The sequence below is a fragment of the Oceaniglobus roseus genome (assembly GCF_002869745.1).
GTDB lineage: Bacteria > Pseudomonadota > Alphaproteobacteria > Rhodobacterales > Rhodobacteraceae > Oceaniglobus > Oceaniglobus roseus.
In genome coordinates, this window is sequence record NZ_PNOS01000035.1 from 42,938 (window position 1) to 53,570 (window position 10,633).

General features: G+C 70.7%; 8 protein-coding genes. 4 read left to right on the forward strand and 4 right to left on the reverse strand.

The window, feature by feature from the left end:
• The first annotated feature begins 7 nt into the window (after nt 1–7).
• A complete protein-coding gene (locus tag A7B20_RS16375; RefSeq protein WP_102109659.1) occupies nt 8–757 on the forward strand; it encodes an aspartate/glutamate racemase family protein in 750 nt (249 codons plus the stop codon).
• Nucleotides 751–1,632, forward strand: a complete 882-nt coding sequence (locus A7B20_RS16380) for a polysaccharide deacetylase family protein (RefSeq protein ID WP_102109660.1) — start codon at nt 751–753, stop codon at nt 1,630–1,632. The genes A7B20_RS16375 and A7B20_RS16380 overlap by 7 nt, the downstream gene beginning before the upstream one ends.
• 105 nt (nt 1,633–1,737) lie before the next feature.
• Here the strand turns inward: A7B20_RS16380 and A7B20_RS16385 are convergent, their stop codons facing one another.
• From A7B20_RS16385 to A7B20_RS16400, 4 genes are all read right to left on the reverse strand, one after another.
• Nucleotides 1,738–2,487, reverse strand: coding sequence for an endonuclease/exonuclease/phosphatase family protein (locus tag A7B20_RS16385; RefSeq protein ID WP_102109661.1), 750 nt, complete (start codon nt 2,485–2,487; stop codon nt 1,738–1,740).
• Entirely contained in the window at nt 2,484–3,860 is a 1,377-nt protein-coding gene (locus A7B20_RS16390; RefSeq protein WP_102109662.1) for a phospholipase D-like domain-containing protein, read from the reverse strand. The genes A7B20_RS16385 and A7B20_RS16390 overlap by 4 nt, the downstream gene beginning before the upstream one ends.
• A 136-nt stretch (nt 3,861–3,996) precedes the next feature.
• The gene (locus A7B20_RS16395; protein WP_102109663.1) at nt 3,997–7,113 is read right to left on the reverse strand and encodes an ABC transporter transmembrane domain-containing protein; all 3,117 of its coding nucleotides are present in this window, start codon (nt 7,111–7,113) and stop codon (nt 3,997–3,999) included.
• A 105-nt stretch (nt 7,114–7,218) separates the two neighbouring features.
• Nucleotides 7,219–7,419, reverse strand: coding sequence for a heavy-metal-associated domain-containing protein (locus A7B20_RS16400; RefSeq protein ID WP_102109664.1), 201 nt, complete (start codon nt 7,417–7,419; stop codon nt 7,219–7,221).
• Between the two features lie 142 nt (nt 7,420–7,561).
• On the opposite strand from A7B20_RS16400, the gene A7B20_RS16405 reads away from it, so the two are divergent.
• Both A7B20_RS16405 and cueR read left to right on the forward strand, forming a co-directional pair.
• Complete coding sequence (locus A7B20_RS16405) at nt 7,562–10,054, forward strand: heavy metal translocating P-type ATPase (protein ID WP_102109665.1); 2,493 nt, start codon at nt 7,562–7,564, stop codon at nt 10,052–10,054.
• Entirely contained in the window at nt 10,051–10,452 is a 402-nt protein-coding gene (cueR, locus tag A7B20_RS16410) for a Cu(I)-responsive transcriptional regulator (RefSeq protein ID WP_102109666.1), read from the forward strand. Before A7B20_RS16405 ends, cueR begins: the two co-directional genes overlap by 4 nt.
• Nucleotides 10,453–10,633 lie beyond the last annotated feature (181 nt).

A 10,633-nucleotide genomic window follows, 5' to 3' on the forward strand; every position in this document is an offset into this window, starting at 1 on the left:
GACTCCCATGCGCATCCACATCATCAATCCCAACACCACCGCCGACCTCTCGGCGCTCGACCTCGCCGCCGCCGAGGCCGTGGCGGCTCCGGGCACCACCGTCACGGTGAGCGAGCCGCGGGACGGCGTGCCCTCGATCGAAAGCAGCTTCGACGAGGCCATCGGCGCCATCGGCGCCCTGGCCGAGATCGCGCGGCTTCGGGACGAGGAGATCGACGCCTTCGTCATCGCCTGTTTCGGCGATACCGGCCTTGCCGCCGCGCGCGAGGCGGCGGCGGTCCCCGCGGTGGGCATGACCGAGGCGGCGCTGATGGCGGCGGCGCTGGTGGCGCAGACCTTCTCGATCGTCACCCTGCCCGCCCGCACCCGCCTGCACGCCCACCGGGTCGTGGCGAACCTCGGACTGGGGCTGGCCGGGCGCTGCCTGCCGATCCGCGCGGTCGATCTTCCGGTGCTGCACGGCGATGCGGACGAGGCCGCGGTGCGCGACCTGCTGACCGCCGAGGCCCGGCGCGCCGTCGCGGAGGGGGCCGAGGCGATCGTGCTCGGCTGCGCGGGGATCGGACATCTGGCGCAGCCGATGCAGGCCGCGCTTGGCGTGCCGGTGATCGACGGGGTGGCAAGCGCCGTCGGGATGGCCGAGATGCTGGTGCGCTGCCGTCTTCCCACCTCCCGCGCCTCCACCTTCGCCGCGCCCCCGGACAAGCCGCTTGGGCCCGGCTTCACCCACCTGACAGGAAGGGCGACAGGATGCTGACGCGCCAGACCCGCTATGCCTATGCGCCGATCACCGAGCGGCCGGACTTCGACTGGCCCGGCGGGAAACGGCTGGCCGTCTATGTCGTGATGGGCGTCGAGGAGTACAATTTCGGCCCCGGCCAGACCGAGGACATCTTCCCCGGCGCGCCGAAGCCTGATTTCGTCAACACCTCGTGGCGCGACTACGGGAACCGGGTCGGGGGCTTCCGCCTGATCGACCGCTGCGCCGACCTGGGGGTGCCTCTGGGGATCCTGCTGAACACCGCCGTCTACGACAGTGCCCCGGCCCTGACCGACCATGCCCGCGCCGCGGGATGCGAGGTGATCGGCCACGGCATCAGCAACTCCGACACCCTGGCCGAGATGCCCCCGGAGGCCGAGGCGCGCTATCTCGACGCCGTCGCGTCGCGGATCGCCGCCGAGGAAGGCGCACGCCCCGGCGGCTGGTCGTCGCCGTGGCTGGCGCAGACGGATCTGACCGCTGATCTGCTGAAGGAAGCGGGCTATCGCTATCTCTTGGACCTGCGCCTCGACGATCAGCCCGTGTGGCTCGACACCCGGTCCGGCCCGCTGCTGGCGCTGCCCTATGCGCTGGAGCTGAACGATTCCACCACCCTCATCGGGCGCCAGACCACCGCGGACGCCTTCGCGCGGATGATCCGCGACGAGTTCGACGAGCTGCGGCTTGCGGCGCGGGAGCGGCCGCTCGTCATGTCGATCGTCGTCCACTCCTTCATCTCCGGCCAGCCCTTCCGGCTGGCCGCCCTGACCCGCGCCCTCCGCCACGTCGCCGCGGGGCACGAGGACGTGTGGCTGACCACACCCGCCGCGATCGCCGCCCATATCGAGGCCGATCCGTCGCGCGCCGTCTGAGGCGACGGGAACCGCACGCCCCGGAAGCGGCCCGCGCATTCGGTCGACGCGGTAGCCCTGCCATCCGTCGGCGCCTGGCCTTCGCCTCTGGTTCCGGGGACCGGATCAGTCGGCCCGGCCTGCCTCCGGGCGTTCTTTGGCGCCCGGCCCCGCCTCCAGCGCGCATTCGGCCCAGACCGGCAGGTGGTCCGACGCCCTGCGGCTGAGGTCGTCGCGCAGGACGCCGGTGTTCAGCAGCCGCAGGCCCGCGTCGTGGGCGAAGCGGTCGAGCGCGGCGAAGGGGCGGCGGGCGTGGAAGGAGGGGCCGGGCGACTCGATCCGGAACTTCGCCGCGAGGCGCCCGAGGCCGACCGTCGTCGATATTTCGTTGAAATCGCCGCCGATGACGGTGGGGCGCGGCGGCAGCGTCGCGAGATGGTCGAGGATCCGGCTCAGCTGCTTGCGGCGCGAACTGCGCAGAAGCCCCATGTGGACCCCGACCACGCGGACCCTCCCCGCGGGGAGCGCGAGGTCGACGATCACCGCGCCCCGCGGTTCGAGCCCCGGCAGGTCCAGCCGCTCGATCCCCTCGACCTCGGTGCCGGGGTGGATGAAGACGGCGATGCCGTGCCAGCCGAGGCTGACCGGGCTGCGCGCCAGGTCGACGGGCACGAGGCCGGTGTGGCGGTGTACCAGCGCCTGCGGCAATGCCGAGACGCGCTGACCCAGCCTGAGGTCCGCCTCCTGCACGATGGCGACATCCGGGGCGAGCGAGGCGAGGACGAGCGCGATCCGCTCGGGGTCGCGGCGCCGGTCGGTCCCGACGGCCTTGCGGACGTTGTAGCTGACGAGACGGAAGGTGGCCGGGGCGCTCACAGGATCGGCGCCCCGAGCCGGAACACTCCCTCGACCAGGCGCCGCCAGAGCCGCGAGGGCACGGTGCCGGTGCGGCAGCGGGATTCGAACCGCCCGAACCAGTCGGCGACCCAGGCCACGTCGGCGGCGCCGTAGAGGAACAGCATCATCTCGAAATTCAGCAGCATGCTGCGGACGTCGAAGTTCGCCGAGCCGACGCAGGCCATGTCGTCGATCACGCAGGCCTTGGCGTGGATCATTCCGCCCTCGTAGCGCAGGATCGTGCAGCCGACCGCCCCGAGGCCGCGGAGGTATCCGCCCCGGGCCAGGTCGGCGATCCGCTGGTTCGACCTGGCGGGCACCAGGATCCTGACGTCGACGCCGCCGCGGGCCGCCGTGGACAGGGCGTGTTCCAGGTGCTCGGTGGGGAGGAAATAGGGTGTGACGATCCAGATCCGCCGCCGCGCCGAGTAGATCGCCGAGGCCAGGCCGTCGTGCAGCGGGTCGTCCTTCAGGTCGGGCCCAGAGGGGACAAGCTGCACCTTGCTGTCGCCCGCGCGCGCCGTTCCGACCACCGTCGGCTCCGCCTCCTTTCCGCCGGTCGTGGCCCAGTCCGAGCGGAACACATCGGCAAAGCCCTGCACCGCGGGACCCTCGAGGACGAAGGACAGGTCGCTCCACCGTCCGCCCTCGGCGTCGGGGCCAAGGTATTCCGCCCCGATGTTGCGCCCGCCCGACAGCACCCGCATGCCGTCGGCGAGGATCATCTTGCGGTGGTTGCGCAGGTTCAGGTGGCCGCGGTTCGGCCGCTGCACCAATGGAGAGAAATCGCGCACCTCGCCGCCCGCGGCGCGCAGGGCCGAGAGCTGCCGCGCGGGGCGCAGGAAGCCGCCCAGCCGGTCGATGATGAGGCGGACCCGGACGCCCGCCCGCGCCTTCTCGGTCAGCGCCTCGACGAAGGCGCGGCCCACGGCATCGTCGGCGATGAGGTAGAAGGTGACGTCCAGCGTCTTGGTCGCGCTGCCGACGATCTCCAGCACCTCGCGCCAGCAGTCCTGCCCGTCCTCGCAGAGGCGCAGGGCGTTTCCGCCGGTCGCCGGGGGCATGCCGTAGCCGATGAAGAGGTTCTCGAGATCCGTGCGCCCCGTCGCCTCTTCCGGCACCTCGGCCTCGGCCCCGGCGTCGCGGAAGGCGATGGGCACGAAGCCCGAGCCGCGCTTGCGGAAGCCGAGGGCGAGGAAGACCGGAATGGCGAGGTAGGGCGCCAGCAGGATGAACATCAGCCAGGCCGCCGTCGACTGCGGCGTGCGGCGCTGTTGCAGCACCATGACGGCCGCCATCAGGGTGATCGCCACGCCGATGACGACGGCGATATGGGTTTCGAAAAGGAACATCAGTGCATTATCCTCCGCCCGGACCTTAGCCTGCACCGGGTGGGTCGGCCATACGGCTCGGCCGACCGGGGCGGGGATTCTCGCGACGGCCCCCGTCCCTGCCGGTGCCGCAGGGGGGCCAACGCGTCGGACGGCGTCAGGTTTCCGCCCGCTCCGCGGGACGTCGGGCGGCGTCGAACTCGGCGAAGTCCACGCCCCGCGCCGTCGCGTGGGCCCGCATCGCCCGCATCGCCTCGGTCGTGGTGGTCAGGTGGGTCGCAACCGTGCGCAGCAGCAGCGTCGCCACCTGCGCGTCGTGCTCGATCACCGACAGAAGCTCGGTCGCGCCGATCCGCAGGAACAGGCAGTCCTCGGTGGCGATCATGTCCAGGAGCCGCCCCTGGTTCTGGATCACCCCGAGGTCGCCGATCAGCCGCCCCGGGATCACGTCGGTGATCTTCAGCGGATCGCCCGAGGCCGCGGGCCAGTAGAGCGCGGCCAGACCCTTGACGCAGAGGTAGGCCGCGTCGGGTTCGTCGCCGGTGCGGAAGATCACCTGCCCCGCCCGGGCCCTGTACCAGCTGGCGGAGAAGGCCAGCAGCCGCTGCTGGCGCGTGTCGAGCCCGCCGAACAGGTCGGTCTGCGCGATGATGCCGAGCTTGCGGTTCAGGTCCTTGCGCGCCGTTTCGTCGGCTTCCGCGTCCTCGGTTTCGCCGCCGCCGATCCGGCCGTCGACGATCTCGATGAACTGGTCGTAGCTTTCGGGGGTCTCGATCCGGGATTCGATGAAGATCAGCGTGGTGTCCGGCATGATCGCCCCGATCCGCTCGCGCATCGCGCGGCGCTCGACCCGGTCGTGGCTGGCCAGCGCGTTGGCGAGGATCAGGATGTCGGGCTTCTTGATCCCGGCACGGCTGAACGCGATGCGCTCGCGCAGGTCCGCGGTCAGGTTCACGCCCCCCGGCGCCGTGGTGACGTCGTAGACCGTGTGCGCGAGGGCGCGGCGCAGGCCGTTTTCGCCCAGCACCTCGACGACGACATCTTCCACCCGCTTCTCCTGCGCGCCCGCGAAGTTCGAGATGCGCCCGAAGATCGCGTTTCCGAGCACGCTCTTCACCGCGAAATAGCGGCTCTCGTCAATCGGCACGAAGAGCCCGCCGAGCTGGTCGAGGATCTGCGCCGCGCTCGACCGTCGCAGCTCCAGCACCCGCGCCTTCAGGGCGTCGGTGAAGGCGGGGCCGAACTGTTCGGACGAGAAGGCGAAGGGCACCGTCAGCATCAGCGCGAAATCCTCGCCCGGCACCCCCGCCTCCCCGGCCTCCCGCCAGCGCGCGGCGATGTCGGCGAGGCGCAGGTACAGGTCCTCGTCGATGTTCAGCCGCCGGAACAGGGGATGGCCGGTGCCGTCCTTGCCGAAGGTCGAGACCAGCCCTTCGATCAGGCCGGCCGACATCTCGGCCAGCGGGGCGGTCATGCCCGCGTCGCGCAGCACCTTGAGGAAGTTCTGCTCGGCCGCGAGGCTCAGCTGGGTCAGGGGCGCGCCCGGCAGGGCATAGAGCAGGTTGCTGCCAAGCGGCGAGACCGGGTTGTAGCGGTCGGGATGATAGCGGAACACGATATCGTCGAGCCCGCGTTCCTTCAGCCGCTCGGCGATCACCGGGCGCAGGCGCACGATCTCGGCCTCGAGGCCGGGGTGGGTTCCGGGCACCAGCCGGCCGCGCAGGGCCATGCGGACGATGGCGTCGTCGATGCCGATGGCCTCGATCAGCTGGAACCACCAGTCGTGGATCTCGTCGGCCGAACCGAAGCCCGCCGGGGCCGGGTCGATCCAGTCGATCTCCAGCGGATCGGTGCTGTTGCCGGTGCGCCAGGCCTCGTCGCGCCAGCGCAGCACCTCGGGCGGGGTCTCGGGCCCGAGGACGGGGCCGTGCATGAAGGGCAGCAGCAGGTTGTTGCCGAGCGTGCCGCTGAAAATGTGCGGCTTGGAATGGGCATAGCCGATGCGGTTCGCCACCACCGCCTGGTGCAGCTCGTTCAGCGCATGGCCCGCGATCCTGACCGTGCCGTGCTGCGGGATCACCTCGCGCGTCAGCACGTCGGCGAAGGCCAGCGCCGCCGTCTCGTGCGCCGCCTGCACCGCGACATGGGCGCCCTTCGGGATCGTCAGGCTGATGTCGTCCAGCACCACGTGCCCGTCCTCGTCCCGCACCGTGACGTTCGACAGCTCGATGTCGCCGTCGAGCCGCGGCAGCGTCTCCGGCATCCCCTCGAACAGGGCGTCGTCCACCAGCGTGCGGGGGGCGAAGCGCTCGGTCACGATCTCCCACCTGAGCGACATGTCCTGGGTCTGGTTGTAGTAGTCCAGAAGCTCCTTCCACGGCGCCGAGAGATCCTTGTAGGCGGCCAGCGCGGCGACGAGGGCGCCGACGGTGATCTGGCCGCGGATGGCGAGGTAGCCGCCGACGAGGTAGAAGAAGAAGGGGGTCAGTTGGTTGATGAAGTTGTTCAGGAACTTCATGAAGAACTTCTTCTGGTAGATCTCGAACCGGATCCCGAACAGCGTCCCGAGCCGGGCCGAGAACAGCGCCAGCCGATAGCGCGAGCCGCCGTTGGTGCGGATGTCGCTGACGCCCTGCGCCGTCTCGCCGATGTCCGCGGCCAGCTTCCGGGTCTCCTGGATCCGGGCCTTGTTCAGCTGGTTGATCTGGCGTTGAAGCCGCGGGATCAGCCAGGCCTGGAGCGGGATCAGCGCGACCGAGGCGAGGCCGAACCAGAAGCTCTGCGCGAAGAGGAAGACGAGGATCGTCGCCATCTGCCCCGCCTGGAACACGGGCTGGGACAGCATGTCGCCCATCAGCCCGCCCATCGGCTCGGCCTCGGACGTGATCATCGCCGTCAGCTCTCCCTGGCTTGCCGTGCGGAAGAAGGGCCGCGGGAAGCGTGCCATGCGGGTCAGGAGCTGATAGCGGAAGCGGCGCAGCAGGCGTTCGGCGAGGATGCCCTTCATCGTGTTGATGCGCATCTTCAGAAGCCCGCTGCCGAGCACCGCCAGCAGGAAGCCGAAGCAGAGCAGCATCAGGTACTGCGTCTGGCTGAAGCTCACTCCGAGCAGCGTCACCGGTTCTCCGGTGCCGCCGATCGCGTCGTTGATGATCCGCTTGGGCAGTTCCAGCGAGATGTAGAGGACCGGGAAGGTCAGCAGCGTGACCGCGAGCAGGATCAGCTGGTTGCGCCTGGAATACTTCCAGATGAATCCGAACAGGCTCTTTTCCATGGCCGACGCTCCGGTGGCGGGTGCGTCCTTTCACACCGCGACGGCATCAGGCCCGGAAATCCCGGCGCTTGCAACTCTGCTGTTCGGAGGGGGAGGCGCCGCCGTTCAGGCCGCGGGCCGTGCGTCGAATCCCTTGGCGCGGATGGCGGACAGGATGTCATCGGCCGAGGCCGTGCCCTCCACCGTCACGTCCTTCGATGTCAGGTCGACGGTCACTTCGGCGCCGGGGTCGACCTTCTCCACGGCGGCTTCGATGGAGGCCTTGCAGTGGTTGCAGGTCATGTCGGGGACGGTCAGGCGGATCATGTCGGCTCCTTTCGGGCTTGCCTCGTGCACATGGTCGGTTCCAGCGCTGGAACGTCAAGGCCGCAGATAACATCTTTCCCGGCCTTGACCTTCCAGTGACTGGAGACCCCATATCCTGTCCGAAGCAGAACCGGAGGACGAGATGAGCCGCACCCTGACTGTCGGAATCACGGGCATGTCCTGCGCCTCCTGCGCCGGACGGGCCGAACGCGCCATCGCCGCCGTGCCGGGGGTGCGGGAGGCATCGGTGAACCTCGCGCAGGAAAGCGCGCGGGTGGTGGTCGAAGGCGCCACCGCTGCGCAGATCGCCGCCGCGCTCGAGACGGCGGGTTATCCGGCGGAGTCGCGCCGTGCGCGGCTTAAGGTGGGGGAGATGTCCTGCGCCTCCTGCTCGGGGCGGGTCGAGCGGGTGCTTGCCGCGCAGGACGGCGTGCTGTCGGCCACGGTGAACCTCGCCAGCGAGGAGGCCACCGTCATCTACCTGCCCGGCACCGTCACCCCCGAAGCCCTCGCCGCCGCCGTGACCGAGGCGGGTTATCCCACCTCGCCCGAAACCCCCGATGCGCCGCCGATGGAGAACCGCAAGGCGGAAGAGGCGCGCCACCTCGCCCGCCAGACCGCCATCGCCGCGGCGCTGACCCTGCCGGTCTTCCTGATGGAGATGGGCGGCCATTTCATCCCCGGCGTCGCCCATGCCATCGACGCCGGCATCGGCCGGCAGACCGCCTGGGCGATCCAGTTCGTGCTGACGACGCTGGTCCTCGCCTGGCCCGGCCGACAGTTCTATGCCATCGGCATCCCCGCGCTCCTGAAGGGCGCGCCGGAGATGAACGCGCTGGTGGCCCTCGGCACCCTCGCCGCCTGGGGATATTCCACCGTCGCCCTGTTCCTGCCGACGCTGCTGCCCGAGGGCACCCGCACCGTCTATTTCGAGGCGGCGGCGGTGATCGTCACGCTGATCCTGCTCGGCCGCTGGCTGGAGGCCCGCGCCAAGGGCCAGACCGGCGCCGCGATCCGCGCGCTGGTCTCGCTTGCGCCGAAGACGGCGCGGGTCGAACGGGACGGCGCGACCGTCGAGATTCCCACGGCCGAGATCCGGCGCGGCGATACCGTGATGCTGCGCCCGGGCGAGCGGGTGGCGGTGGATGGCGTGGTGCTGTCCGGCCGCTCCTTCGTGGACGAGAGCATGATCACCGGCGAACCCGTCCCGGTGGCGAAGGAGGAAGGCGCGCGCGTCGTCGGCGGCACGGTCAACGGCACCGGGGCGCTGCGCCTCCTCGCGACGGCGGTCGGCGCCGACACCGTGCTGTCGGGGATCGTGCGGATGGTGCAGGAGGCGCAGGGCGCGAAGCTGCCGATCCAGGCGCTGGCCGACCGGGTGGTGCGATGGTTCGTGCCCGGCGTCCTGGCGCTGGCGGTCCTCACCGTGCTCGCCTGGCTGGTCTTCGGGCCCGCCCCGGCGCTGACCTTCGCCCTGGTGGCCGGCGTCTCGGTCCTGATCGTCGCCTGCCCCTGCGCCATGGGGCTCGCCACGCCGGTCAGCGTCATGGTCGGCACCGGCCGCGCCGCCGAGCTCGGCGTGCTGTTCCGCAAGGGCGACGCGCTGCAAAGCCTCTCGGGCGCCGACGTCATTGCCTTCGACAAGACCGGCACCCTGACCGAGGGCCGCCCCGAGCTGACCGACGTGATCCTTGCCGAGGGGCAGGACGAGGCGCAGGTGCTGGCCCGGATCGCTGCCGTCGAGGCCGATTCCGAACACCCTCTGGCCGCCGCGCTCCTGCGCGCGACCGGCGCGCGGGGCATCGCACCGCTGACGGCGGAGGACGTCGAGGTTCTGGTGGGCCGCGGCGTGAAGGGCCGCGTCGCCGGGGCGCAGGTGCTGGTCGGCAACGCGGCACTGCTGGAGGGCGAAGGGATCGACACCGCGGCGCTGAAGGACCGGGCCGCCGTGCTGTCGCGCCGGGGACGCACACCGGTCTTCGTCGGTCTGGACGGGGCCGCCGTCGCCGTTCTGGGCATCGCCGACCGGCCCAAGGCGACCTCGGCCGCCACCGTCGCGGCGTTGCACGCCATGGGCCTCAGGGTGGCGATGGTGACCGGCGACACGGCCGCCACCGCCCGCGCCATCGCTGCAGACCTCGGGATCGACGACGTGGTGGCCGACGTGCTGCCCGGCGGCAAGGTCGCGGCGCTCGACGCGCTGCGGCGCGACGGCGAGACGCTGGTCTTCGTCGGCGACGGCATCAACGACGCCCCTGCCCTGGCCGCGGCGGACATCGGCATCGCGGTCGGCACCGGCACCGATGTCGCGATCGAGACGGCGGACGTGGTGCTGATGTCGGGCGACCTCTCCGGGGTCACGCGCGCCATCGGGATCAGCCGGGCGACGCTGAGGAACATCCGCCAGAACCTGTTCTGGGCCTTCGCCTACAACACGGCGCTGATACCCGTGGCCGCCGGCGTGCTCTGGCCCGTCACCGGCACGCTGCTGTCGCCGATGCTGGCCGCGGGCGCCATGGCGCTGTCGAGCGTCTTCGTCCTGTCCAACGCCCTGCGCCTCCGCTGGGCGGGGGCCAGGCCGGGCGACGGCGGCACGGGGTCCGCGGCAACGATCAACGAAAGGCAACCCGCATGAACATCAAGGACGCCGCCGACCGCTCCGGCCTGCCGCCGAAGACGATCCGCTACTACGAGGACATCGGCCTGATCCGCCCCGCGCGGGGCGACAACGGCTATCGCAGCTTCAGCGCGGCGGACCTGCACAAGCTGACCTTCCTCGGCCGCGCCCGCGCGCTCGGCTTCAGCATCGAGGACTGCCGCACCCTGCTGGCGCTGTGGGAGGACAAGGACCGCGCCTCGGGCGACGTGAAACGGATCGCCCGCGAGCACCTGTCCGAGGTGGAGGCAAAGATCGCCGCGCTGGAAACCATGCGCGGCACCCTCGCCCACCTCGTCGACGCCTGCGCGGGCGACGACCGGCCCGACTGCCCGATCCTCGCGGATCTTGCGCCGCGCCCGGAGAGGAGATTGTGAGGAGGGCCTTGCGACCGGCGTGACATGGAGGAAGTTGCGCCGGTCGGTCAGGATTTCCTGCCGTTCTTCCGGACGACAAACCCCCCGACGGTTGAATCGTCGGGGGGTTTTGTGTGTTTGTTTTGTTCAGAGAGGTATGGGTTGTTCGTTAGGTTTGGCGGTGACCTACTCTCCCACGTCT

Coding starts and splice junctions, on each gene's coding strand:
- A7B20_RS16395 (WP_102109663.1), bottom strand. CDS start 7,113: ATGGAAAAGAGCCTGTTCGGATTCATCTGGAAGTATTCCAGGCGCAAC.
- A7B20_RS16405 (WP_102109665.1), top strand. CDS start 7,562: ATGAGCCGCACCCTGACTGTCGGAATCACGGGCATGTCCTGCGCCTCC.
- A7B20_RS16375 (WP_102109659.1), top strand. CDS start 8: ATGCGCATCCACATCATCAATCCCAACACCACCGCCGACCTCTCGGCG.
- A7B20_RS16380 (WP_102109660.1), top strand. CDS start 751: ATGCTGACGCGCCAGACCCGCTATGCCTATGCGCCGATCACCGAGCGG.
- cueR (WP_102109666.1), top strand. CDS start 10,051: ATGAACATCAAGGACGCCGCCGACCGCTCCGGCCTGCCGCCGAAGACG.
- A7B20_RS16400 (WP_102109664.1), bottom strand. CDS start 7,419: ATGATCCGCCTGACCGTCCCCGACATGACCTGCAACCACTGCAAGGCC.
- A7B20_RS16390 (WP_102109662.1), bottom strand. CDS start 3,860: ATGTTCCTTTTCGAAACCCATATCGCCGTCGTCATCGGCGTGGCGATC.